This window comes from Dellaglioa algida (genome assembly GCF_030127605.1).
Classification (GTDB): domain Bacteria; phylum Bacillota; class Bacilli; order Lactobacillales; family Lactobacillaceae; genus Dellaglioa; species Dellaglioa algida.
The window spans coordinates 67,835-93,404 of sequence record NZ_JANXLE010000001.1; the positions used below are offsets into that span (position 1 = coordinate 67,835).

20 protein-coding genes are annotated in these 25,570 nt (G+C 36.0%); 4 read left to right on the plus strand and 16 right to left on the minus strand.

The window, feature by feature from the left end:
• Nucleotides 1-5 precede the first annotated feature (5 nt).
• The 9 genes from N0K73_RS00320 to N0K73_RS00360 all read right to left on the minus strand — a co-directional run bounded on the left by N0K73_RS00320 (nt 6) and on the right by N0K73_RS00360 (nt 10,219).
• Nucleotides 6-1,382 carry an Nramp family divalent metal transporter gene (locus N0K73_RS00320; RefSeq protein ID WP_284068587.1) on the minus strand — a complete coding sequence of 459 codons (1,377 nt, stop codon included), beginning with the start codon at nt 1,380-1,382 and terminating at the stop codon, nt 6-8.
• Between the two features lie 200 nt (nt 1,383-1,582).
• Entirely contained in the window at nt 1,583-2,254 is a 672-nt protein-coding gene (locus N0K73_RS00325) for a metal-dependent transcriptional regulator (RefSeq protein ID WP_284068599.1), read from the minus strand.
• Between the two features lie 147 nt (nt 2,255-2,401).
• Complete coding sequence (locus tag N0K73_RS00330) at nt 2,402-3,763, minus strand: MFS transporter (protein ID WP_430869440.1); 1,362 nt, start codon at nt 3,761-3,763, stop codon at nt 2,402-2,404.
• A gap of 19 nt (nt 3,764-3,782) precedes the next feature.
• Nucleotides 3,783-5,369, minus strand: coding sequence for an alpha-L-rhamnosidase-related protein (locus N0K73_RS00335; RefSeq protein WP_112250773.1), 1,587 nt, complete (start codon nt 5,367-5,369; stop codon nt 3,783-3,785).
• Between the two features lie 16 nt (nt 5,370-5,385).
• A complete protein-coding gene (locus N0K73_RS00340) occupies nt 5,386-6,678 on the minus strand; it encodes an MFS transporter (protein WP_112250775.1) in 1,293 nt (430 codons plus the stop codon).
• Between the two features lie 161 nt (nt 6,679-6,839).
• Nucleotides 6,840-7,820: an AraC family transcriptional regulator gene (locus tag N0K73_RS00345; RefSeq protein WP_112250777.1), complete on the minus strand. Its 981-nt coding sequence runs from the start codon at nt 7,818-7,820 to the stop codon at nt 6,840-6,842.
• 1,301 nt (nt 7,821-9,121) lie between these two features.
• Nucleotides 9,122-9,550, minus strand: coding sequence for a MerR family transcriptional regulator (locus N0K73_RS00350; protein ID WP_057974009.1), 429 nt, complete (start codon nt 9,548-9,550; stop codon nt 9,122-9,124).
• A gap of 18 nt (nt 9,551-9,568) precedes the next feature.
• The gene (locus N0K73_RS00355) at nt 9,569-9,778 is read right to left on the minus strand and encodes a hypothetical protein (protein WP_112250779.1); all 210 of its coding nucleotides are present in this window, start codon (nt 9,776-9,778) and stop codon (nt 9,569-9,571) included.
• Nucleotides 9,779-10,219 (minus strand): GNAT family N-acetyltransferase, encoded by a 441-nt coding sequence (locus tag N0K73_RS00360; RefSeq protein ID WP_057974011.1) that lies wholly within the window; start codon nt 10,217-10,219, stop codon nt 9,779-9,781.
• Nucleotides 10,220-10,344: 125 nt separating this feature from the next.
• Between N0K73_RS00360 and N0K73_RS00365 the strand changes: the two genes are divergently transcribed.
• Complete coding sequence (locus tag N0K73_RS00365) at nt 10,345-11,193, plus strand: alpha/beta hydrolase (RefSeq protein WP_112250781.1); 849 nt, start codon at nt 10,345-10,347, stop codon at nt 11,191-11,193.
• A gap of 280 nt (nt 11,194-11,473) precedes the next feature.
• On the opposite strand, the gene N0K73_RS00370 is transcribed toward N0K73_RS00365, so the two are convergent.
• From N0K73_RS00370 to N0K73_RS00395, 6 genes are all read right to left on the minus strand, one after another.
• The gene (locus N0K73_RS00370; protein WP_112250783.1) at nt 11,474-13,018 is read right to left on the minus strand and encodes an ABC-F family ATP-binding cassette domain-containing protein; all 1,545 of its coding nucleotides are present in this window, start codon (nt 13,016-13,018) and stop codon (nt 11,474-11,476) included.
• A 21-nt stretch (nt 13,019-13,039) separates the two neighbouring features.
• On the minus strand, nt 13,040-14,833 hold the full coding sequence (gene lepA, locus N0K73_RS00375; protein ID WP_112250786.1) for a translation elongation factor 4: 1,794 nt from the start codon (nt 14,831-14,833) through the stop codon (nt 13,040-13,042).
• A 176-nt stretch (nt 14,834-15,009) separates the two neighbouring features.
• Entirely contained in the window at nt 15,010-16,905 is a 1,896-nt protein-coding gene (locus N0K73_RS00380) for an ABC transporter ATP-binding protein (RefSeq protein ID WP_112250788.1), read from the minus strand.
• The gene (locus tag N0K73_RS00385) at nt 16,905-18,644 is read right to left on the minus strand and encodes an ABC transporter ATP-binding protein (protein ID WP_112250790.1); all 1,740 of its coding nucleotides are present in this window, start codon (nt 18,642-18,644) and stop codon (nt 16,905-16,907) included. The genes N0K73_RS00380 and N0K73_RS00385 overlap by 1 nt, the downstream gene beginning before the upstream one ends.
• On the minus strand, nt 18,645-19,322 hold the full coding sequence (locus N0K73_RS00390; protein ID WP_112250792.1) for a TetR/AcrR family transcriptional regulator: 678 nt from the start codon (nt 19,320-19,322) through the stop codon (nt 18,645-18,647).
• Nucleotides 19,323-19,410: 88 nt separating this feature from the next.
• The gene (locus tag N0K73_RS00395; RefSeq protein ID WP_112251017.1) at nt 19,411-21,375 is read right to left on the minus strand and encodes an ABC transporter ATP-binding protein/permease; all 1,965 of its coding nucleotides are present in this window, start codon (nt 21,373-21,375) and stop codon (nt 19,411-19,413) included.
• 267 nt (nt 21,376-21,642) lie between these two features.
• Between N0K73_RS00395 and N0K73_RS00400 the strand changes: the two genes are divergently transcribed.
• The gene (locus N0K73_RS00400) at nt 21,643-22,527 is read left to right on the plus strand and encodes a phosphate ABC transporter substrate-binding protein PstS family protein (protein ID WP_112250794.1); all 885 of its coding nucleotides are present in this window, start codon (nt 21,643-21,645) and stop codon (nt 22,525-22,527) included.
• Between the two features lie 53 nt (nt 22,528-22,580).
• Here the strand turns inward: N0K73_RS00400 and N0K73_RS00405 are convergent, their stop codons facing one another.
• Nucleotides 22,581-23,999 (minus strand): C69 family dipeptidase, encoded by a 1,419-nt coding sequence (locus tag N0K73_RS00405; RefSeq protein WP_112250796.1) that lies wholly within the window; start codon nt 23,997-23,999, stop codon nt 22,581-22,583.
• A 162-nt stretch (nt 24,000-24,161) separates the two neighbouring features.
• Between N0K73_RS00405 and N0K73_RS00410 the strand changes: the two genes are divergently transcribed.
• Both N0K73_RS00410 and N0K73_RS00415 read left to right on the plus strand, forming a co-directional pair.
• Nucleotides 24,162-24,689: a DUF1836 domain-containing protein gene (locus tag N0K73_RS00410; protein ID WP_146342664.1), complete on the plus strand. Its 528-nt coding sequence runs from the start codon at nt 24,162-24,164 to the stop codon at nt 24,687-24,689.
• Nucleotides 24,686-25,540: a DegV family protein gene (locus N0K73_RS00415; RefSeq protein WP_057974021.1), complete on the plus strand. Its 855-nt coding sequence runs from the start codon at nt 24,686-24,688 to the stop codon at nt 25,538-25,540. Before N0K73_RS00410 ends, N0K73_RS00415 begins: the two co-directional genes overlap by 4 nt.
• Nucleotides 25,541-25,570 lie beyond the last annotated feature (30 nt).

Genomic DNA, 25,570 nt, shown 5'->3' on the forward strand with positions numbered 1-25,570 from the left:
CCATTCTATAAAATTTCTTCGAAAAATTGAATAACTAAATCGAAAACTAATTGAATATTTAAAATTGTTAAACCGATTGCGGCAGCCCAACCAATAATTGATACCCATAGTGGATTAACAAATCGTTCACCCATGTATTTCTTTGAAGAGGTGAACCAGATTAATGGAATCATTGTGAATGGCAAAGCGACGGATAAGAATACTTGTGAATACACAAGCAGGTTATCTAGGACACCTTCAGTACCACCCCAAATAATTGCGGCGACCATAACGGGAATTACTGCGATTATACGTGTTACCAATCGACGCGCCCATAATGGCATTTTTAAATGTATAAAACCTTCCATGATAATCTGACCAGTTAAGGTTCCGGTAATCGTCGCATTCTGTCCTGAAGCCAATAAGGCTACAGCAAACAGTGTTGACAGTACGGGTGATGCAATCCCTTTAGCAATCGTATTATCACTTAATGCTCGGTATAAATCACCGAACGCTTGAAGTTGGTCTGCATGCCCGAAGAACAAAGCAGCTCCCAAAAGTAAAAGTAAACTGTTAACGATTGTTGCACCAAATAATTGAATATTTGAATCCCAAGTTGTAAAACGCACAACCTTTGCAACTTCTTCTTCGTCACTTGAATCATATTGACGTGTTTGAGCGATTGAAGAATGGAGGTACAAGTTATGTGGCATAACCGTTGCACCAATGATACCTAAAGCTAATGTTAATTGATCATGGTTCATAACGATTGATGCTCTTGGTAAGATACCACCCATGATACCTGCTAAACTTGGTTTTGATAAAGCAACCAAGTAAAGGAAAATAATTAAAATTGATGCAATCAATGTCGCAACAATTGCTTCAATTGTTCTAAATCCTAATTTTGTTAACAATAATAGTAAGAAAACATCTAAGATGGTAATCATAACGCCCATTGTTAATGGAATTCCGAAAAGTAATTGCAAGGCAATCGCCCCACCAATTACTTCGGCAATATCTGTTGCCATAATTGCTAATTCTGTCATGATCCATAAAAGGAACCCAACCGGTTTGTTGGTATGATCACGGATTGCTTGTGCCAAATCCATTCTTGTAACGACCCCTAACTTAGCGGCCATATATTGCATTAACATGGCGATAAGTCCAGAGAAAATAACGACTGACAATAGTAAGTAACGGTATTGAGCCCCACCGATGATTGATGTAATCCAATTACCCGGATCCATATAACCAACGGCTACTAACGCACCCGGCCCACTAAATGCCCATAAGGTCCGTAAAAAACCGGCACTTTTTGGAACTTCGACTGATCCATTTACTTCTTCTAAACTAGCACTCTTTGTTATGGTAGCCATTTTTGGTTCTTGCACTTCTTTCGACATTTTTCACCACTCCTTTAATTCTTTTCTTTCTCAATTCCTTATTATACTCAAACTTTATACATTGTAAACAAAAAGTTTAGGTTAACCTTAAATCATTTTACCGACTATTAAATTTTTTTAATTCAATAAAAAAAGGCCGCTGATATCAATTTGATATCAACAACCTCTATGACTTTTAATTCAATTTTTTTATTATAAGCTTACTTAACAAAAATATAATGAGCAGCTTTATAACTGATATTTCTAACCTCGCCAGTATTTTCTAGCTTGATTTCAACCGGCCCTTCAAAAGGCGCATGCGAAACAACTGTTAATTTATCGCCAATGTGTAATTCTAGGTCATCTAAGTAAGTTAGCAAATCATGATTATCGATGAAACGTTCAATATTAACTTTAGTTCCATCTTCAACCGCTTCTAAAACTAAATGGCTATCTTCCTCATAGTTGCCTTCCTTATCAGGAATAACACCACCATGTGGACAATGCGTTGGATAACCCAGTGGACAATGCGTTGGATAACCCAAGAACTCATTTAAATGATCAAGTAAATATTCACTTGTCACATGTTCAAGTAATTCTGATTCACCATCAACATCTTGTAATTTGTAGTTTAACTTATAAACTAAGAAACACTCCCACAAACGGTGCTTACGCACTAAATCTTCGGCCAATAATATCCCAGGTTTCGTTAATGAAATCCCCGCGTATGGCGTATGTTCAACTAGTTCTTCTTTAACAAGTTTGTTGACCATTTCTGTAACTGATCCGGCCGCAATGTTCAGACTAAGCGCAATCTGTTTGTTCGATATTTTCTTTTGCGTACCGCCTAATTCAAAAATAATTTTTAAATAATCTTCCTTCATAGGTGTCATATTCGAGCTTTCATTTTTTGTCATTAGTTAATCAATTCACTTCCATTTTCTTAATAGTAAATTTATTATATCAGAATAACGGATGAATTGTAACTTATTTCTTAGGATAGCCTAACCTTTCAATTTAAAATGCCTAAACGTGGGAGTTTAAACTTCTTCATATCGACTCTCTAACTCTTTTTTAATTTTGGGATACATTCTATCCAGATTATAAAACATCATAGTTGCTATGGAACATATAATCATAATCATGGGAATATACAAATACATTAATTTTATGGCACTGATTGTCTGTGTTCCCTCGGTCTGACCTGGCACATAATTACCCCAAGCTAGTAACGCACCTGCCATTCCGCCAGCAACGGCTTGTGCTACCTTCCCTAGAAAACCATTAATTGCAGATAATGAGCCCGTGACATTTATGCCCGTCTTCCACTCCCCGTAATCAACAGGATCTGCCTGCATGGAGAAATAAATGCTTTCTTTTATTCCATAGCCAGTCGCGGAAACGAAAGCTCCTATTAATATACCAATATAATTTATATTTACTAAAAGAATGATAATTAATCCAACCAATTGAACTATTGAGGCGGACACAAAGAGGTTTCTCTTGCCCAATCTCTTAGCCAAAAATGGTACCGCAAAATTAGCAATCATTGGAACTACCGACATAATTGTGGCCACAGTTATCGATAACCCCTTATCGTGAATAACCACGACATAATAATAAACCAATGCACTCATTTGCAAAAAATACCCTGTCCACATGAATAATATATTTACTGCAAAAACAATCCACGGTTTATTATCCCGTAAAGAGGTAATAATTTTCTTTAGGGATACTTTTTCAACCGTTTGTATTACGTTTTCCCTAACATTAAAAAATGTAGCAAAGAGCAAGAGACAACCTACCACTCCAAAAATTCCCATGACAATTTTAAAGCCAAGCGCTTGATTTTCTTGACCAAAAACATGTACCAGGGTTAAAGCTGAAGAGCTAACTATTGTGGCTCCTAGAAATCCAAAAAATTTTCTACTCGTAGAAAGTGCCGTTCTCTCTTCCGTGCTTTTTGTTAAGCTTGGTAGAATAGATGCCATTGGAACGTTCACTAAAGTATATGCAACTGATAATCCAAAATAAGTAACATACGCATAAATTAACTTACCCGTATCGGAAATGTTAGGCACATTAAAACATAAAAACGCGAATAAGGCGAATGGAACCGCCCCAAACAGAAAGTAGGGACGTGATTTCCCCCATCGAGTATTCGTATGATCAATTATATAACCCACTAGTAAATCACTAATTCCATCTAAAAATCTTGTTAAAATAAACATAATACTGATGGCCACGGCACTTAGTTGCATAATATCCGTATAGAAAAATAATAAGTATAGTGAAATCATTTGCCAGATTAAATTGCAAGCTAAATCAGAGATTCCATATCCTATTCGCTGGTGCCACTTCGATATAGGCACTTCCATCTTAATACCCGATTTTAAACCCATCTGTGATTCCTCCATTCAATTATTTTTCTAGAATATATTTTTTTATTAAATAGGTAGGCGTACAACTCCATGCATGACAGTAACTACTTATAATTGGACTTCCATAAGGTGAAAAATCAGGATCCTCTGGCTTAAATGCTTCCCAGAACGTGTCCGCCCCCATATCAATCATTCCACCCCAATAATCTTTCATTAACTGAATGGCATCTTCATCTAATCCCGCAATAAACAACGCTTCTGTTACATGATGATACATGTATGGCGTTGCAATTCCAGTAATCGGAAATAGTGTTCGAATAGTTTCTTTCATAATTTTTGCATTCTCTTCCGCATCCATAACTTCCGCTAAAACCATCCAAACCTGACTAGCAATATTTATTTCACGATTTTTTTCGATTATGAATTGATGACGTTCTGAATCAAACAATGTATTCTTAGCAAAATCCTCTAGTTTATTTAAAATTAACTGATACTTAGTAACATCTTCATCAGCCATCATTTTTGATAATTCAATAAATCGTTTTAAGGTATAGATTAAAACGCCTTGCCCCGCAATTGATTTATCGAAGTCATTTGACCAATCGATAAAAGCAGGCCAATCATCATCCGTAACTAACCGACCCCTTGTATCTACCTGTTTCAATGCCAAATCAATTTCTTTTTTCGCAATTGGATAAAGGTCTTCTAAAACCTCTTTATCCTTCGTATGTTCAGTATAATCAAACAAAATGACTGCAAAAAAGAGACTGTAATCAAACAAGAAAGTATCGTCAGGTGTTAGTTTTGGTGCTGTAAATACATTAGCAGGTATTTTCCCCTCTTTAGTTGTCATCCCACCAAAGAGGTACAGACATCTCTTAACCAACGTCAAATCATCAAAGGTTGCATAATTGGCTAGTGCCTGTAAGCGTAAATCACCTATCCATAAGCGACGATCTCGCTTTGGACCATCTTCAAAAACTGTCTGCATGCAATCTTGAAGTGTTTTTAAAGAGACATCATAAATTGATTTTAATACGTTATCTTCTAATGGTATTTCCTCAACATCATCCATTGTTACGCTGCTTTCAGCAATGAACTTAGGGTTACTAAAACTAGCTTGCCACTTAGGAGATGTATCCAATACTTCTAGTTCAATGTAGCGGCAACTGTACCTTCTAGGCATTTTCAATGTAACAGGAAGAACGTCAACATGAATAAATTCTTCTTGTATCCATGATTTAGATAACCACCCATCATAATCTTTTGAATCTGCTTCAATTTCAGCAGCCACTTCTGCAAATTTCACATGGAGGTATAAAGGTGCATCCATTGGCGATCCAACAGATTTTATATCAATAGAGAATTTACCTACATAGTGATCACCCAAATCTAAAACAAGACGTTCATCTCGTTTTAATTTGTAAGAAGCTAAATTTTCTATTTTCTTATCACTTGAAACTGCCTTAAATCCATTGATTGAATTTTTATCCGCAACGATATCTACCAACTGAGTAGATTTAATACTTGTTTTAATTAGTCTAGGAATATTGTCATCCGCTTTTTTTAATAATGTTTCATCATGATTCCACTCAACATCATCATTTATTTGAAATGTAAAAGCCATTGTTCATACCTCCAATTTATTTATCTTGTTGTGCTACGTTATATTTTTTTTGAAGACGCATCATCCATATTCCTGCAATCGTTGCAATGGCGACAATTGCGGCAAATCCGTACATTGACGTTTGAATACGATTAGGAGCTACAAGGAAGGGTGTTATGAATGCAAATAACCCACAGCACATACGAGAAAAACCATTAATAAATCCTTGAAGTGAAGCACGCGATTCTGATGGAAATGATTCTTGCGTCCAAACTTTATAGATAGCTTCCCCAGCCAATGGGTTACCAAAGTTATAGAAAGCAATAGTGATTGCCAAAACAATAAATCCAGCACCACCACCTAACATTGCCATACCCATCATTGCACCAAATTGGACTAATGCCCCAATAAAAAATGCTTTATTTCTATACTTACCACCTGCAACAGAAGTGAAGACAATTGTTGTTATAAGGGAAACAACATTTAATACAATACCTAATCCCGTTGCTTGCATTTGACTGGCTCCTGCGTTAGTTAATGCGTACGTTTGGAATTGGCCCCATGTATTAGCCAATAAATTCCAACATACATAAAAAATAAGAATTGCCGCGAAGAAACTTAAAAATTTATTTTTATTTTTTCCAAAAAGAAGATTTTTAAACGAAACGTTTTGAGCATTTGTATTTTTTGATTGGTTAGCCTTTTGACGACTGTCCCCTTCATCATGGAATTTTTGAAATTTACTTGAAAATGTTCGCCATAACCATGTAAAAACGGCAAAAATAAATAATATTACAAATACAATTCTAGCGCCCAATACCCCTTGGATTCCTGATAATAGGAATGAACAAATATAAGATATAAACACACCAATTTGCCAAAATATTTGAGTCGACGAAATTAACTTAGCGGACGTCTTTTCGTCCGGCGCATCGTGTGAGACGACAGTTAAACTAATTGGTAAATCAGCTCCTGAAGCAAATCCCATTACGATAACACCAATCAATAACATTGCAAAATCATTTGATAAAATACAGAGAATAGCACCAATTGCATAAAATAAATTTAACCAATTAAATGAACGGATAAGACCAAACGTCTTTGAAATTTGACCCGCAAATAATGACCCGAATGCAATTGCAAACGTCAATCCACCAGATATAATCCCCACTTGTCCCGCAGATAAATCTAAACCATTCTGCCAAACAGGAATTGTTGCAGATAGTCCAACAATACATCCGGACCCCAGCATTGATCCAATCCCAGCCGCAGTTGCTAATGGTGAATATTTTTTTGCCGAAGCTGCACTAATACTATCTTGATTACTCATTTTTTTCACTCTCCTAAATTATATTTACTAACAAATACAATTGTAAGCGTTTCACAATCTCGTTAATATATCAAAATCGCTCTTTATAGATATCCAAATCACAGACAAAAAAATAACATGACTAATTTGAAGCACAAATTAACCATGTTATTCATATTTGTTCATTTTTTTCTCATAGTCCGTTCTTTTAACTCTTTTGGTGTTTTATTAGTATATTTTGCAATGAGTTTGTACAGAGATGGCGTGGAACTAAACCCAATTTCATATGATATATCCGAAAATGTTTTATCCGTTTCTCGCATTAAAGATAATACCGCTTGATATCTCATATTATTAATTAAATTTTTAAATGAATAACCTGTTTCTCGTTTTAATTTGTCACTCATATAATTTGGATTGTATCCAAATTTACTAGATAATCCATTTAAATTAAGCTCAGTGTAATGACTTTCGATGTATCGTAAAATCTCTAATATGTTATCGTCACTTTCTTGATGCTTTTCTAAACTATCTTCTTCGACAACACGGCTCAAATTAATTAAAAGGAGTGATAACAACAAGTTCATCGCTCTCATATAATAATTATCCTTTGAGTAATATTCAATAATCATTCGGCTCATTGCTTCTTGAACTTCAACTTTATTCGCACATCGAAAATAAAGAAAAGAATCATGATTTCGATATTCGCTAGAGGCGTTCAACAAAAATTCATTGACGACTCCTTTAGATTTTGCCAGGTTAACAATAATTGCCGTTGTAATCGAATCATCTTTAATTAATATATTAATTAATATATCATTTTCTCCAAGTTCATCAATACTCTGGACAATATCTTTGTCCATTAATAAAATTTCTCTTTCTTTTAGTTCAATCTTTTTACCGTCTACATACTGTGTGCAACTGCCCGAAAGCATGTAATTCAATTCAACAAATTCATGAGTATGGTCTGGCATTGCCGAATAACGATGATGCTTGTTTATGTAAATATTCCCATCAGAAAAAAAATCACCCTCTGGCATTTTAGGGATTTTAACCTTTTCAAATGGAAGATTTTGATCATTTATATTATGTCCTTCAATTCGTTGTTCACGTTCTACATTATCTTCTTCCAATAATATTTGTTTTAAACTCTCAAAATCCATTACGCCCTCCTTTTTTGTCAGTATTTAAATACAATAAAGGCCCTATCCTCAACAATAGCTGTGCAGAGCCTTCATCATCTAGATAATAAAATAATCTTTACCGCCCACATAAATCTCATTACCGTCATCAGCGATATCTTTTTCGCTCCCAATCCAATTGTATCCAGGAGTAACTTAAGTAAATCCGAAAGCATTTTTTGATCCATTTTAAATACATTCATTTCATCTGTATTCAATTAACTTCTTACAAACGTAACACTCTTATCAATATACTTTATTGATAAAAACATATTAGGTATTAAGTCAACTTCTTCAATTATCGTGATATTTATATTTGTCATTTTTATGATTTCCATTTTTTTGCATTAAAATAGGATTCGAGCATTCTTTTTAAGAAATGTCTCGAATCCTATCTTTTTGTAGTAGGAAAGCCGAAACCCGTGTTACCGAGAGTCGATTTTGCTTGATTGTTAATATGTTTCGCCTCTATATCTTTATACTTATCTAGTTCTATGAAGTCGCTTTTACATGCATTAATCATACAATTTCGAATGACGCCCTTTGAGCGATTTGTCTATCCATTCGAGTTCAAACGTTTCTTCAAGACCAAATACCTGTGAATCCGATTATTCGTTCTACTAAAACTTGAATCATCAAACTTCGATATCTTGATTTGCTTTTTAATGCTCAAGACCGGCACCGTTTTAATACGCCTTACCCGACGTCTCTCAACGTCAATGACTTGCCGTACATTGTAAATTTAAACCATCATCTTAATTGATGTGTCCTGATTTGCTTTTTAGCGCTCAAGACCAGCACCGTTTTAATACGCCTTACCCGACGTCTCTCAACGTCAATGACTTGCCGTACATTGTAAATTTGAAACACCATCTTAATTGATGTGTCCTGATTTGCTTTTTAGCGCTCAAGACTAGCACCGTTTTAAAACCTCGTTCGACGTCTCACGACGTCGCTAATACCAAAATTCTAAACTATCGGAGTAAACATCATCTAACTTGATGTGTCTTGATTTGCTTTTTAATGCTCAAGACCGGCACCGTTTTAATACGCCTTGCTCGACGTCTCTCAACGTCAATAACTTGTGTTACATTTTTCAACTATCTTCAGCACTAAACATCGTCCAACTAACTCCGTTTTTAAAAACCATTAAGTGAGTTTAAAAAAGTGACTTCAGTTTTATTTTGTTCAGGGATTTCGATAGCTTTCCTTGCTACAAATAAAGTATAACACAAATGAAAACGGTTGCAAGTGTTTTGTTCATTTATTTTAAAATTCTTTTTTTATACGTCTCTAAGTTCAAAATGAGTCCCATCTTCATCAATAACTGCAAACAAACGTTGCTTCTCAGTCTGATCAAAATAACCCATATCAAACACGGTTTTATTACCTTGTTTACCAACATCCGAAACACGGTCAATTATAAAATGTTTAAATTGTTTAAAAATAGCCATTTTTCCATTAACGCGTTCAATTGCCGCAACCAATGTATACCCTTCGTCTAATTCTGATTTTATGAGACTCACTTTTATAACCATATCCAGGCGGTACTCACGGGCTTTTGCACTATCATCTGCAATACTTTCAATGTATCCTTTTTGTTCCCAATAGCGTAATTGTCGTGTTGAAACGCCCGTCATTTTACTAATTTCACTAATACCGACAATCAATCTATCTTGTTTCATAAGATTTGTTAATGGGTTGTTATTCACTGTCCATACCTTCCATCTCTAGCTTTCTAGATACGTTTGAAACTTCTTATCAATTTCTGGCAAACTTTTCTGCAATGACTTTGATTGATTTTGTGTTCCGTCCGCCATAAATTTTAGATAGGTAAATAATATTTGACTAGCATCTTTGTGATACTTGTTTCCGAGTTCGATCGCAAACGCATAACGTTCATCCGTTAACAATTTAGAAAATGCAGTTTCTTTTGCCATTTAAGCTCCTTCAATCGTTTTAACCATTGTGTGATGCGGGATTCCGGCATCCATAAATCCTTCTCCCTCAATCTCATAACCCAATTTTTTATAAAAATTTTGTGCTTGATCTTGCGCGCCTAACGTTAGGTATTTAATGTCATAAACGGTTGCAAACCCTTCGATAAACATCAATATATCTGTTGCCAAGTGCTGACCGCGAACGTCTTTAATAGTTGCCACACGTTGAATATGCCATGTTTCGGAATCTTCGACTATTGTGCGTGCCGTGACAACAGCTTTATCATCTTTGTAGCCTACAAAATGAATTGCCTCTGCCTCATTTTCGATTTCTAACTCGATTGGGACATTTTGTTCGCCAACAAAAACGATTTTCCTGATTGTTAGAGCATCCTTGTATATTTGACTATCTAAATCTCTAGTTGATTTCACCGTAAACATATTATTAAACCTCGGCTTTCTTAAGTATCTTCGCATATAGCTTACCATAACTGGCTCTAAATTTGTACGACAAGAATCGTTGACCTATAATGAAGTAAATTACTTACAACAGGGGGAGATTATTAATGAAAAAATATGGCATATTAATTACTATCTTACTAATATTAGGATTAGGCACTGGACTCTTTTTATTGAACAAGACCCCATCAAAAAATGTCGTTACCGTTTCAACGAAAGCTACAAATCAAGTACCAACCTTGTACGTCCACGGTTATGGTGGGTCAGCCAATTCTACCAATGCTATGATAGCCGCCGCTGAAAAATCAGACAAGGCGCAAAAAGTTCTAACGGCAATTGTCTCTTCAACGGGTGACGTCACTTACTCCGGTGACTGGCAGGAATCCGTAAAAAATCCCATTATTCAAGTCGTCTTCAAACGCAGCAATGCTCAGATACCTGAAGAAGGTGAATGGATTGGAAAAATTGTAACTCATTTACAAAAATCATATAAAATTAAGGCTGTTAATATTGTTGCCCATTCTATGGGTGGTTCGTCCGCAGTCTACTGGGCTGAATCTGTTAGAAAAGAATCAGATCCCAAGTTAAATAACTTTGTGCCAATCGCTGTTCCAATTAATGGTGTTCTTGGTATGAATGAAGAAGCTAACAAAAATGTTCTCTTAAAAAATGGTGAACCTAAATCAAAATCGGAGAACTACCAAAGTTATTATGAGAACCGGAAAAAATTCCCATCTAACACAAATGTCTTTGTCATTTACGGTGATATCGACGATGGTTCTAATTCAGATACTGCCGTCAGCATTGTCTCTGCACGTTCGATGAGTTACCTTTTAAAAGACCAAGTAAAATCGTACAAAGAGCTAAAAATTACTGGTGAAAATGCTCAACATAGTAAGCTCCATAGTAATGACAAAGTTGATCAGGCAGTCATTCAATTCCTTTGGGGTAAATAAACGCTATACGAAACACTCGTATCGTGTTACACTGAATACATGCGATGAGTCGAGTAAAATCAGACAACTTCGGTTGTTCCGCTGCGGCGGCTAGTGATTAGTTCGAAGATGGGGCATTTTTTACCTACCGCATTGTAGGTATGTCTGATTGTCACTGTTTTGTGGAATTCATACAATCTATTTACTTCGGTAAGTACCATATCAAGAAGCATCAACTTCGGTTGGTGCTTTTTTTGTACAAAAAAATAACCTTAAGACTTAATCTTAAGGCCATTTATTATTATTTTTGAATTCTAATTGCTTCAACATCAAATACTTTATCAATCCAAGATTCATAAAATGGAGATTCATGACTAACCAATAAAACATTACCGGGGAATCGTCGAACTGCCCTTTGTAATGCATCTTTCGTGTCATCATCCAAATGATTAGTAGGTTCATCCAAAATCAAAAAGTTACTTGGTTTTAATTCAACCAAACTTAACTTCACTTTCATTTGTTCCCCACCGCTTAGAATACCAATTGGTTTCATAGTATTAGCAGCGTTAATACCTGATTTAGCTAAACGACGACGAATCGTTTTAGGTTCCAAATCAGGGTATTCATCTTGAATAATTTGTAATGGGGTCATTTCTTTATTATCCCAAATTAAATCTTGATCAAAATAATTTACGACAACAGAATCAGAAAATTCTGCCGTCCCACCAAATGTTGGGATTAACTTCAGTATTGACTTAATCATAGTTGATTTACCAATCCCATTGAATCCTTTCAAGACAACCTTTTCTTGATGTGACAGTGAAAAGGTTACCGGTGATAACAACGGTGTTTTATAACCAACAGACAGATTTTTAACAGCCAACGTCGACGCAGATCCAGTATCTAAATAAGGAAAATCAAATTTACCTTTTACGATATCACTTGGTGGCGTGACGCGTTCAATTTTATCCAAACGTTTCTGTCTGGACTTAGCCATCGTGGCACGAGTTCCGGCTTTATTTTTACGGATATAAGCTTCATCTTTTTCAATTTGAAGACGTTGTTTCTGGAAGGCTTTCAATTGAGCTTCTTTTTTTGCTTCTTTTTGCTTAATCGCTGCTTTAAAATTACCACGATATTTTGTGATTTTTCCAAATGCAACATCGATAATCGTATTCGTCACATTTTGTAAAAATTCAAAATCATGGGAAATAACCATAAAACAGCCTTCAAATTGATTCAAATAATCAGTTAACCAATCGATATGTTCCGTATCTAAATAATTAGTTGGTTCATCCAATAAGATAACTTCAGGATTCTCCAATAGTAACTTAGCTAAAATAATTTTTGAACGTTGGCCACCGCTTAACTCACTAACTTGATGGTCTTTTTCAATTGCATCCAGTCCTAGACCCGTTCTAACACGATCGATCTCAGTATCGATATCATAGAAATTCTTAGCCTCAAGCTCTTCTTGATAACGACCGGCTTTTTCCAACAACTTCTCATCCAAATTTTCAGCATAATCAGTATACGCCTGCGTTTGTTTATCGCTGATATCGTACAATCGTTGAAATGCCGTTTTCAAAAATTCAATCACGGTAATACCTTCAGCTACCTCAGCATATTGATCTAAATACCCAATTGTGGCACTTTTCTTCCACTTAATTTCGCCTTCATCGGGTAATTCTTGCCCCGTGATAATTTTAATTAACGTACTTTTACCGGCACCATTTTGGCCAATAATACCCATGTGGTCTTCTGTATTCAATTCGAAATGAGCGTCTTCATACAGTTGTTTATCCGCAAATTGATGGGAAAGTTGACGTACTTCTAAAACTCCCATTGTGTTCCTTCTTTCTAAAGACTAATTATCGTTATTAACTTCTAAAATGGCATTAAATACTTCTTGTGGTAAGTCCATTTCAGCCTTAGATCCTAAACGTTTATTAGCACTTTGACGGCGTAGCATATCCTGTTTAGCCGCATTCTTTTTATCGCTACCTGTTGTTGCACTCTTTCGAAGTGGTGGAACATTCGCACGCGCAATTGCCTTGTTTTCAACAACCGCTTGAACTGGCATTGGAAATAATTTACGTGGAATTGCATATTTTAATTGTTCTACTAATTTTTGACCAATCTCAACGGCATCTTGTCTATGGACCACAAATCCTAAAGCATCAACCGTTGCGTAATTAACTAAGACATCCATTTTAACAACATCGGCCGTTTGGTAGCCTTTGAACTGGGTTTCCATCGTTGCATAACCATGTGATAGTGATTTTAATTGATTAAAGAAATCGTAAGCAATTTCAGATGAAGGTAGCGCATAATTCAACTCAGTTTGACCTGAATTATAAGCCATATCTTGGAAAATCCCCTTACGTTTTTCGGCTAATTTCATAATATCGCCAACTTGTTCGTCTGGAACAGTCATATGGACATCCAAGAATGGTTCCTCAACATGACCAATCTCAGAAAAATCAGGAAATTGAACAGGGTTATCAACGATAACTTCTTTGCCATTTTTCAAAATAACATGATACGTAACGTTAGGTGTCGTTGTTAAGACGCCTAATTGATATTCTTTTTCAAGACGTTCACGAATGATGCTTAAATGCAGCATCCCTAAAAATCCACATCTAAAGCCTAAGCCCAAAGCATCCGATTTTTCTTCCTTGTAATGGAATGACGAATCGTTTAAAGCTAATTTTTGAATAGCCGATTTTAATTCTTTATAATTATTATCCTTGGGGTAAAATCCAGCAAAAACCATTGATTCTGACTCTTTATATCCGGGAAGTGCTTCCGGTGTTGGGTGATTTTGAGACGTCAACGTATCCCCAATTTTAACCAATTGAGGATCTTTTAATCCGGTGATAACGTAACCAACATCCCCAGCATGCAAACTATCCACAGCAACCATATCTGGTTTAAATATTCCTGCCTCAACAACTTGAAAATCAGTCGTTTGTTGCATAAATCGGAGTAAGTTATTAGCCTTGAACTCACCATCAAAAACCCGAATATAAGCAACGATTCCTTTGAATGCATCAAAATGCGAATCAAAAACTAAGGCCTTAAGCGGCGCTTCAATATCTCCGACTGGCTCTGGGATACGGTCTTTAATTGCTTCTAAGACTAAATCAACACCAATTCCCGTTTTTGCAGAAATTAATAACATTTCATCTTCATCGACATCGGCTAATTCCATTAATTGAATTTTAGTTTCTTCCACGTCCGCATTTGGATGGTCAATCTTATTGATAACAGGAATAATTTTCAAGTTATTTTCTTTAGCCAAACGGTAATTCGCAACCGTTTGTGCTTGAACACCCTGAGTGGCATCCACTAATAAAATGGCCCCATCACTGGCAGCCAAACTTTTCGAAACTTCATAAGAAAAGTCCACATGTCCTGGTGTATCAATAAAATTGTATTCAAAGGTTTCACCATTATTTGCGGTGTAATAACTCCGAACAGTTCTCGATTTAACAGTAATTCCATGTTCTTGTTCAACAGCCATCGAATCTAATAATTGGCTCGACATTTCACGTTCACTTACCGTTTGTGTTTCTTCCATAATTCGATCGGCTAAAGTTGATTTACCATGATCAATATGGGCAATAATTGAAAAATTTCTAATTTGTGATTGCTTCATTATGATTAAACCTCATTTTCTAAATAATCATCTACTATTTTAGAGTCTTTTTTATTATACGCTAAATTGGTGATAGAGTAATCTAAGATTGAGCTGTCCACATACTTGGCTAATTTCAGAACAAAAAATAACGACCATGAATTCAACAATTGTTAAAATCATACCCGTTATCTTATTTAGATAGTGCCATTTGTAAATTGACTATTATACAAATCAGCGTAGAAGCCATTTTTAGCAATCAATGCATCATGATTACCGGTTTCAATTATCGAACCATTATCCATTACAATAATGTTATCCGCATCACGAATCGTTGATAAACGATGAGCGACAACAAAACTTGTTCGGTTATCTAATAAGGTATCCATTGCCTTTTGAATTAAGACTTCCGTTCGCGTATCAACAGAACTCGTTGCTTCATCCAAAATTAAGATTTCAGGATCAGCTAAGAATGCACGGGCTATAGTCAATAATTGACGTTGTCCCTGTGAAATATTCGAAGCATCTTCGTTCAAGACAGTTTGATAGCCATCTGGTAACTGGCGAACGAATGTATCAACGTGAGCCGCTTTTGCAGCAGCATACACTTCTTCATCCGTTGCATCTTTACGACCATATTGAATATTTTCCATAATTGTTCCGGTAAATAACCAAGTATCTTGAAGAACCATCGAGATTGATTTTCGGAGCTCTTCACGTTTTAGATTTTTGGTGTCGACACCATTAAGACGAATTGAGCCTGATGAAACATCATAGAATCGTTCGATTAGGTTAATAATCGTGGTCTTACCTGCACCAGTCGGCCCAACAATTGCAACTTTTTGTCCTTCTTTGACGTCCAAATTATAATCAGTCATTAACAGTTTCTTATCTGCATAGCCGAATTGGACATGCTCAAAGGAAATTTTATTACCGTTATCAGGAACAGCCGCATTATCGTTACTTTCATCCTTCAATTCTTCTTCATCCAATACTTCAAAAATTCGTTCCGCTGAGGCAACTGTTGCTTGAATCGTGTTAGATAAATTGGCGATCTGGGTAATTGGTTGTGAGAACTGGTTCACATATTGTAGGAATGCTTGAACATTACCTAACGTGATTGTTCCCTGTGAAACTTTAATTCCCCCAACAACCGCAACAAAAACGTAGCCTATATTTTTAATAAAGTTCATTGCTGGCATGATTAATCCTGAGATAAATTGTGCCTTCCATGAATCTTTATAATAATCACTATTTTGTTTCTCAAAAATCTCAATGTTTTTTTCTTCTTTGTTAAAAGTTTTAACAACGGTATGGCCTGCATAAGTTTCTTCAACTTGATTATTTAAAAGGCCTAAACTCTTTTGTTGACCTGCAAAGAATTTTTGAGAACGTGGCGCAATCAGTGATACGACACCCAAACTTAAAGGTACGATAATTAAAGCAATCAAAGTTAATTCCCAACTAATTGAGAACATCATATAAAGTACACTGACAAATGTCACTATACTCGTCACTAACTGGGTAAAACTTTGTTGCAACGTACCAGAAATATTATCCACATCATTTACAGCACGCGACATAATATCACCGTTGGGATGTGTATCATAGTAAGAAATTGGGACACGTTCCATTTTCGCTTTGATATCTTTACGTAGTGCATAAACTGTCTTTTGAGAAATATTCGTCATAATCAGTTGTTGAATGAAACTGAATAAGGCGGACGCAACATACATCGCACCAACTGTGAATAAAATATTTTTAATCGCATTAAAGTCAATTGGCAAAGAGGTTACTTTTTGACCCTGCTTAATTTGAGTAAATCCTTTAGTCACGCCAGAGAAAATTTCTGTCGTCGCTTGCCCTAATATTTTAGGTGAAACGGCTTGGAAGATAACAGAAATAATGGCTAAAACTAATACAATCCCTATTAAAAGTAACCAAGGTGACATGTACTTCGCCAAGCGTCCAATTGTTTTCCAAAAATTCTTAGGCTTTTCAACGGGCCGTCCGATATTACCGCCGGGTCCACCGCCACGTCCACCACGCATTGGTGGTGTAGCTGAGCGTCCTGCTCCATTATTATCTGCCATTATTCTGCATCCCCCTCTCTAATTTGTGATTGCATAATTTCTTGATAGGTTTTATTCGTAGCCTTCAACTCTTCATGTGTTCCTTTACCTACAATCTTACCGCCATCAATAACCAAAATTAAATCGGCACCGGTCACACTAGAAATCCGTTGCGCAACAACCAAAACAACACTGTCTTTAACATTTTCATCCGTTTTAAGCGAGCCACGTAACTTAGCATCCGTTTTAAAATCAAGTGCTGAAAATGAATCATCAAACAAGTAAACTGAAGCTTTTTTCACCAATGATCGGGCAATGGCAAGTCGTTGTTTCTGCCCTCCCGAGAAGTTATCCCCATCTTGTTCAACTATTCCGTCCAATCCATCCGTTGATTCTTCAACAAATGATTTAGCTTGCGCAATTTCAAGTGCATGCCACATTTCATCATCAGTCGCATTTTCGTTACCGAATTGTAAATTGCTGCGGATGGTTCCTTTAAAGAGAACCGTTTTTTGTTGAACAAGTGAAATTTGATCATGCAAACTTGCCTGCGTCAATTCGTAAATTGATTTACCATCAATTTTGATGTCCCCTGATTCAACATCAAAGAGACGCGGAATTAAATTAATTAACGTTGACTTTCCAGAACCCGTTCCACCAATAATAGCAATCGTTTGACCAGCTTTTGCCTCGAAGTTAATATCCGTTAGCGCTGCTTTTTCAGCACCTACATATCGGAAGTTAACTTGACTAAATGACAATTGGCTCTCACCTAATTGACTACGATCAATTGTAACTGCGCCTGGTCTATCTTCAATTGAATCATTTTTATCTAGAACTTCATTAATACGCGCTGCAGCTGCCTGAGCACGTGGCAACATAACAAAGACCATCGATAACATCATAAAACTTGATAAGATTTGCATTGCATAAGTCATGAATGCCACTAAATTACCCACTTGCATCGACATATCACCAATCAAATGTCCCCCATACCAAATAATTGCGATATTGGTTGCACTTAGAACTAGGGTCATCATGGGTGACATTAATGCCGTAATTGAAAATACTGTACGGGCATTATCTGTATATTCTTTATTCACACCGTCAAACCGATCTTGTTCATAACCATCCTGATTGAAGGCTCGAATTACCCGGACACCCGTTAATCCTTCTCGGAAAACAAGGTTAATATGATCAATTCTTTTTTGTAATGTCTTAAATAATGGCACCGCGAAGGTCATAACCGCCGCGATCACAATAATCAAAATTGGAACAGCCACCAAGAAGATAACCGTTAATTCTTTTTGTTTATTGTATGCCAGAATGCTCGCACCAATTAACATAATTGGTGCTTGAATCATCATTCTTAACATCATCACTGTTACATTTTGAATTTGTAGAACATCAGTCGATGTTCTTGTGATCAAACTGGAATTACCAATTTGATCAAACTCGTAACTTGAGAAATGAAGTACCTTTTCGTAAATATTACTTCTCAAACTATGACCTAACTTTTGCGCTAATCGTGATGCTATAAAAACATTTCCAACTGCCGCCACAATACCAACTGCTGCAACACCTAACATGATGTAACCAACCTGCCAGATATAAGAAACATTACCTTGCGCAACACCTTTGTTAATCATGTCAGATGTTAATGTTGGTAAATATAAATCACAGATAACTTGAACAATCATAAAGACAAATGCACCTATAATCGCCCAACTATTAACACGATTTTTCATTATTTTTATCATTTAGTTCTCCCCCTTTCTTTTCGTAACCCCAATGGCTACCCAGTTCGCCATTGTTTCATATTCTTTTTGCAACTCTTCAACCGAAATTTCAGTACCTTCTCTTTGTTTCGCAAAATAATCATTAATCGTCTTCATAAATGGGCTCATCAACGAAAACATGAGTAAATTAATCTCTTCATCCGATGAAATTGTTAATAGAGAACGATCAATTTCACTCATCACATCAAAATCCGGTTTTTGGTTCTGATGAAATGGACCACCGAAATGTGGATGCGACCCACTATGAGGTCGATGATGTGGTTGCATCCGATTGCTCATTTTAAAATCCATTCTCACAAAGGCATTTTTAAAAAAAGCCGCATTCTCTCCTGACACTGTATCCGCAATCGTTTCAGAAAAGAAAGTTTTCATGGTTAAAACAATATCGCCATGATTTTGTTTTAATACTTCAACAAATCTCTTGCTCTGGTTCTGTCTAATCGTGTCAAAATAGTAAAAATATAAATCTTCTTTATTTTCAAAATACTGATAAAAACTACCTCGCGGAATCCCCGCAAGTTTTATAACATTACTAATTGAAGCTTCTAACAAGGGAACCCTTGAAAATTCTTCCTTTGCGGCATTCAATATTCGTAATTTTTTATCTTCATCCAAATTAAAATACGTTTTTTTAGGCATATTTTCTCCTTTACACAAAAAAATGACAAGTCGTCATGTGACAACTTGTCATATTACTAGTCTTTATTTAAAAATGCAACCTTTTTGTCTACTCTTTTCTTAACGATTCAACTGGATCTAGTTTTGATGCTCTGTTTGCTGGTAAGAAACTTGCAAACATGCTGATCAAAACACTAATTAAAATTCCAGAGAATGCATAACTTGCTGCGACTTTAACAATCGTAACATCAAAAGTTGCAATCGAGAATGCATTTAACCCAAAGGCTAAGACGTAAGTTACTCCGACACCAATTAAGCCAGATGCCAACCCAATTAAGAATGCTTCTGAAACGAAAATACGACGAATGTCTTTTCGACGTGCACCTAAAGCCTTCATAACCCCGATTTCTTTTGTTCTTTCAACAACGGAGATATTCAGCACAACTAATATCATGATTGCAGAAACAAGCAATGATATTGCGGCTACGGCCGTTAACACATCCGTTAAGATATCCAACATTTGTGTAAACATTTCAGACATTTTTTCTTGAATTGAACCTGTGTATCCCAATGATTTTACTTTAGCCTTAATTCCGGCTGTATTAGCTTTGTCATTCGTATGCAAATAAACAACATTGGGTTCAATTTTTTCATTATTATCTTTAACTAACTGTTGTAAATCCGCGTAGTTTAAGTAAACTAAACTACTTGAACTACTACTACCGGAAGCTTCGTAGATACCAGCAACCTTGACTGTTTTCTTGATTGTTTTTTCATTGTAAACAATCGCAATTTCAACTTTTTTGCCAACTATGTTCTTACCTAATGTATCGGCAGTCGTTTTATCCAGTAAGACGCCATCTTTACCTGGCTTTGAACCTTGCGTGATATTTGATTTTGTGATGCTTGAATTCATTGTTCCCAACTGCATTAAGCTAGCTTTTTTACCTTTATATGAAACTGTATTTGTCCCCAACGAAATGGCTGTATACCCTTTTTGAAGTGAATCAACATGTCTCACGTTGGTTAATTTTTTAATATCTTTTTCGGCAAATGAACCCGTTTGACCGGTTATTGCGGCCATTTGTGTTTGTTGTTCCTTAGCTTGCGCCGCCTGTGCATTTGAAGCTGTTGTCGGTGTATTGCTCCCACTGCTACTTGCAGCGGTAGGTTTAGCCTTCATATGCACCTCTGTTACATTTGGATTCACATAACTCGACATTGTACTTTTAATATAACTTGTTACCCCTTTACCAAGTGATAACATTAAAACAACCGACATAATTCCAATACTTGAACCAATAGCAACAAGTAAGTTACGCGAGAACTTAGCCTTCATATTAAGCGCCGCTAATCGAATAGCGGACCAGAGACTTAAATTTTTAGGTTTTTCGCCTTTAAATTCATCTTCATTTGCATGTAATTCAAGTTGTTCTTGTTCATCATCAGAAATAATTGCACCATTATCAATGCGCACAACACGACTTGAGTAGGCCGCAACACGATCAGAGTGAGTAACCATTAAAACTAACTTACCGCGTTTTGCAATGTCTTTAATAATTTCTAAGACAGCATCCGTTGTTTCCGAATCTAAGGCACCCGTGGGTTCATCCGCAATAATCACATCTGGATCGTTCATTAAAGCACGCGCAATTGCAACACGTTGTTTTTGTCCACCAGATATTTGATCAGGTTTTTTCGTCATATGATCTTGTAACCCGACATCTGTTAACAGTTTTTTAGCGCGCTCTACACGTACTGTTTTATCAACATTCGATAGCGTCATTGCCATAGCAACGTTATCGATCAAACTTAAATGAGGAATTAAATTAAAGTTCTGGAAAATGAAGCCGATACTTTTTTTGTGAAAGTTAACTAACTCTTTTTCAGAAAATTCACCAATATTTTCGCCATTATACGTAATTTCACCGTCAAAACTTGAATCTAGTCCACCAATTAAATTCATTAATGTTGATTTACCACTTCCAGATTCGCCGACAATTGAAACTAGTTCTCCTTTATCAAATGATGCATTAATATCTTTCAAGGCTTTAAAAGTTGTACCACCAGCCATATTATACGTTTTTGAAACGTGCTTAATTTCTAGAATCAATTTGATTCCCCCTTGTTTCTACTTTTCATTTATGACAACTTGTCATAATAGGATGATTTTTATTATAGATAACCCCATGATTAAAAGCAAAACATTTAACTTTTCCTTTACCTATTCTTTACAATTACTGGTACAAATCATTACATGATTCATACAGAACGATAACAATTACTTGATACTATAAAGGTGTTCTTAAATACGGGCGTAAAATAAAAGGAGAAATTAGTCATGAGAAAAAAAACAGCACTTATTTCAGTAGTCGCAATGGGTCTTCTATTATTAGCGGGGTGTGGTAAATCCTCATCATCAGGTGATACATCAAAAATCACGGGTAAAATTACAATCGTTGGATCAACTGCCTTACAACCTTTAGTCGAAAAAGCGGCTGAAACCTATCAAGATGATCATTCAGGTTTAACAATTGGGGTACAGGGTGGCGGTTCAGGAACTGGTTTAAGCCAAGTGTCAACGGGAGCCGTCACAGTTGGTAACTCAGATATCTTCGCGGAACAAAAAGACGGCGTCGATGCCAAAAAAATTGTTGATCACAAAGTTGCCGTCGTAGGTATTGCACCAGTTGTTAATAAGGAAACAAAAGTCACTAATCTCTCAAAATCACAACTGGCTGATATTTTCTTAGGTAAGGTTACAAACTGGAAAGCATTAGGCGGTGCCGATCAAGAAATCGTTGTGATTAACCGTGCTTCTGGTTCAGGTACCCGTACAGTATTTGATAGTATTATTCTTCCAAAACAAACCGCTAAACAAACGCAAGAACAGGACTCAAACGGGACGGTTCAAAAAATGGTTGCTTCAACACCAGGCGCCATCAGTTATTTAGCTTTCTCATACTTAAATGACAACGTTCAGGCGCTATCTATTGATAAAGTACAGCCAACATCAAAAAATGTTGAAAATAACAATTGGAAAATTTGGTCTTATGAACATATGTACACTAAGGGATCACCAAAATATGCAACGGCTAAATTTATTAGTTATATTCAATCAGAAAAAATTCAAAATAGCTTAATTAAAAAGTTAGGTTACATTTCAATTTCAGATATGCAAGTTGAAAAAGACGCTAAGGGTAATATTGAGGAAATAAACAAGTAAATAATCGAAAAAAGTAGCGCAAATTAATGCGCTACTTTTTTTGTGATTTATTTTTATAAATTAGCATCCATATTAAAGGTTAATTTAGATAACGTTAAGCCTTCAGTAATAAATTGACCAATCATTGCCATTGTTCTTTCACGCATTTCTGCCACAATCGCGTAATTCTGTTTCGTCAAATAGGCCGTTAAGTCGTCCCCACTCATATTTTCAGAGGCAGCATCAATATCGGCAACCATCGTCTTCAATTGTTGACGGCAAGCCTTTAAGTAATCCACATCTTCTTGCACAAACTGTGCATAATGTGACTCTGTCAACATCGAAACCGTTCGATACATCCAGTAAGCACTCGTCATATCCAATGTTAATGGTGTTTCACTATAACTTGGATCCGTATCTGTAGCATTTGTGTAGAACGGCACAAATGGTGCAAATGCTGGAACGCCTAAACAAATCCACATTAAAGCAGAATGCGCATCGTCAACGTCATTTCTTAATTGAAGAACATGTGCATTTTGCGTTCTGTTCATTGAAATAGGTCGGAAACGTAACCGATCTTCATCAGCACCATGACCAAATGGATCATACTGCGTTTCATTATAATGTGAGCCTAAAACGGCAGTTACATCCTCAACACTAATTTTTTTACTTGCGTAACAAATAAATGGTAACTCACTTGAAGTTGGTTCTTGCGCAATCTCGGGTGTTAAACAACGTTGACCGTACCAAACACGAGGCGTGTTGTAGTGACGGTCTTTTTCTGTGTCTGTCCCAAAGATATGACGGAAATTCCAACCCGTTTTATCTGGGTTCAAATGATGTTCCTCAACGTATTCGCGAATACCGTCCGACCACATAAAATTATCAGCATCATTAAAATCAATTTCTTGAATCGCAACTTGATTAGCTGCAACTGCGTACGCATCATCTGGAATACGTTGCGCAATCCAATGATGCCCAGTAACGATTTCCATGTACCAAACGTCATTTTTATCACTAAATAAAACGCCGTTTCCTTCTGGTGAACCGTATTTTGTAATCAGATTACCCAAGTACTGAACACCATGTTTTGCTGATTCAATATAAGGCGCAACCATTGTTTGTAATGAATCCTCTGCCAATCCGTTTTTAATTAAAGGATCATAGGCCAAAACACGTTCATTTGCATAAACACTTTCTGTAGCGCTCATTGCAACATTTTTTTCATTAATACTACTCTCATCAAAGACACCTTTACTAGCTACTTCAACGTTAGGCGTTGCCGTCCAACGGTACCCTTTTTCTGGTAATGGTGCGGTAAACCCATTTTTATTCGAAGTTAATGTTTCATGACGTCCTGCTACCGCAGGGTACATCAAGAATCGTTGTGGTGTAATAGGCAAAAACGTATCATCGTTTCTGGCAATCATTGTTGAACCATCAATTGTGGCCTTTTTTCCAACTAGAATTGTTGTACATGCTTGTTCCATCATAAATAATTCACTCCTTCTCATTATTAAATACCATTACAGTGTACAACTTTTATTCTTATATAGACATCATCTTTTTCATATACTTCTAAAAACAATTAAATCTAGTTTACAATACTAGGTGTAAATGATATTATAAAGTCATTACGTTAAGGGGGTTATCTATTGGGTCAAAAAGTACCAGAATCTTTTTTAAATTGGTTAGATAGCTTAAAGAAGATCACATTACCAACTTGGCAAGATTTTCCAGAATTGGATTTATACATGGATCAATCTATAAAACTCGTGAATCAATATCTGGAACCACTGAATTTAGCACCCGTAACCGCTACGATGGTTAATAATTATGTAAAAAAAGAAGTTATGTTTAAACCAATCAAAAAAAGATACCGTAAAGAACATTTAGCAGCAATCGTTGTCATTACAATTTTAAAATCCGCTTTTCCGTTAACCGTCATTAAGAATGGTATTGACCAACTTTTAGTTGATAATTCAGCTGAAGATGCATATATGAATTTTGCTTTAATTTTTAATGAGCAAATTAAGTCATTAACCTTTGACACTAACTTAAAACCGGTTACAATTGAGACAACGATTATCGAATTAGAACAACGAACAGCCGCTAGTGCTGTTATAAATCATATTATTAGTGAAAAATTAGTTATGCTTATGAAGGAGGCAACTAAATCATGAAAGAAGAAAAAATTGCAATATTAGTCGATTCAGGGGCTGATATTCCTAAGGAATTTATGGAACAGGAACATATCTATATGGTGCCCATCTTAATTACATTTAGTGATACAACCTATTTAGACCGGATTTCTATTTCACCGGAAGAGGTTTACGAACGAATGGAAACTGAAATTCCAACAACGGCAACGCCTTCAGGTGGTTCGATTCAAGATATTTTTGAACAAATTAAAGCTGATGGTTACACGCATGTTATTTCAACAACTATTTCAAGTGGGCTTTCTGGTACCTATAACGCGATTAAAACATTCGCAAAAACGTCACCACTAAAAGTTGAGGTTATTGATACAAAGAGTGTTGGTATTGGTGGCGGTTTAGCTGGGATTTTTGCGGCAAACTTAATCAAAGAGGGTAATGACTTTGGCGAAATTGTTACCAAAGTTCAATTAGCCGTCGATGAAAGTAGTGTTTTCTTCTACTTACCAACGTTGCATTATCTTCAAGTTGGTGGTCGTATCGGACGCGTTTCTGGTATCATGGGCAATCTTTTAAATATTAAACCTATTATTTCATGTGACGAAAATGGTATCTACTACCCTGTTGCAAAAGCTCGTGGCGAAAAAGCTGCCTTAAAGAAATTTTTATCACTAGTTGATGATAAAATTGGCGAAACTGAACATTTTGATTTAGCTGTTGCCTATGGCAATAATAAACCTTTGGCTGAAAGCATGCTAAAAGAATTAAAAGAAAATTATCCAAATGCTGAACATATCTATTTCGGGGATGTTTCCCCCGCTCTCGGCGTTCATGCTGGACCCGGCGTTATTGGTATCGGTATTGAAGTTTTAGATTAAAAAATAACAAACAAATAGAAACTATTGTTC

Coding starts and splice junctions, on each gene's coding strand:
- N0K73_RS00320 (WP_284068587.1), bottom strand. CDS start 1,382: ATGTCGAAAGAAGTGCAAGAACCAAAAATGGCTACCATAACAAAGAGT.
- N0K73_RS00325 (WP_284068599.1), bottom strand. CDS start 2,254: ATGACACCTATGAAGGAAGATTATTTAAAAATTATTTTTGAATTAGGC.
- N0K73_RS00330 (WP_430869440.1), bottom strand. CDS start 3,763: ATGGGTTTAAAATCGGGTATTAAGATGGAAGTGCCTATATCGAAGTGG.
- N0K73_RS00335 (WP_112250773.1), bottom strand. CDS start 5,369: ATGGCTTTTACATTTCAAATAAATGATGATGTTGAGTGGAATCATGAT.
- N0K73_RS00340 (WP_112250775.1), bottom strand. CDS start 6,678: ATGAGTAATCAAGATAGTATTAGTGCAGCTTCGGCAAAAAAATATTCA.
- N0K73_RS00345 (WP_112250777.1), bottom strand. CDS start 7,820: ATGGATTTTGAGAGTTTAAAACAAATATTATTGGAAGAAGATAATGTA.
- N0K73_RS00355 (WP_112250779.1), bottom strand. CDS start 9,778: ATGGCAAAAGAAACTGCATTTTCTAAATTGTTAACGGATGAACGTTAT.
- N0K73_RS00360 (WP_057974011.1), bottom strand. CDS start 10,219: ATGTTTACGGTGAAATCAACTAGAGATTTAGATAGTCAAATATACAAG.
- N0K73_RS00365 (WP_112250781.1), top strand. CDS start 10,345: ATGAAAAAATATGGCATATTAATTACTATCTTACTAATATTAGGATTA.
- N0K73_RS00370 (WP_112250783.1), bottom strand. CDS start 13,018: ATGGGAGTTTTAGAAGTACGTCAACTTTCCCATCAATTTGCGGATAAA.
- lepA (WP_112250786.1), bottom strand. CDS start 14,833: ATGAAGCAATCACAAATTAGAAATTTTTCAATTATTGCCCATATTGAT.
- N0K73_RS00380 (WP_112250788.1), bottom strand. CDS start 16,905: ATGGCAGATAATAATGGAGCAGGACGCTCAGCTACACCACCAATGCGT.
- N0K73_RS00385 (WP_112250790.1), bottom strand. CDS start 18,644: ATGATAAAAATAATGAAAAATCGTGTTAATAGTTGGGCGATTATAGGT.
- N0K73_RS00390 (WP_112250792.1), bottom strand. CDS start 19,322: ATGCCTAAAAAAACGTATTTTAATTTGGATGAAGATAAAAAATTACGA.
- N0K73_RS00395 (WP_112251017.1), bottom strand. CDS start 21,375: ATGGCTGGTGGTACAACTTTTAAAGCCTTGAAAGATATTAATGCATCA.
- N0K73_RS00400 (WP_112250794.1), top strand. CDS start 21,643: ATGAGAAAAAAAACAGCACTTATTTCAGTAGTCGCAATGGGTCTTCTA.
- N0K73_RS00405 (WP_112250796.1), bottom strand. CDS start 23,999: ATGATGGAACAAGCATGTACAACAATTCTAGTTGGAAAAAAGGCCACA.
- N0K73_RS00415 (WP_057974021.1), top strand. CDS start 24,686: ATGAAAGAAGAAAAAATTGCAATATTAGTCGATTCAGGGGCTGATATT.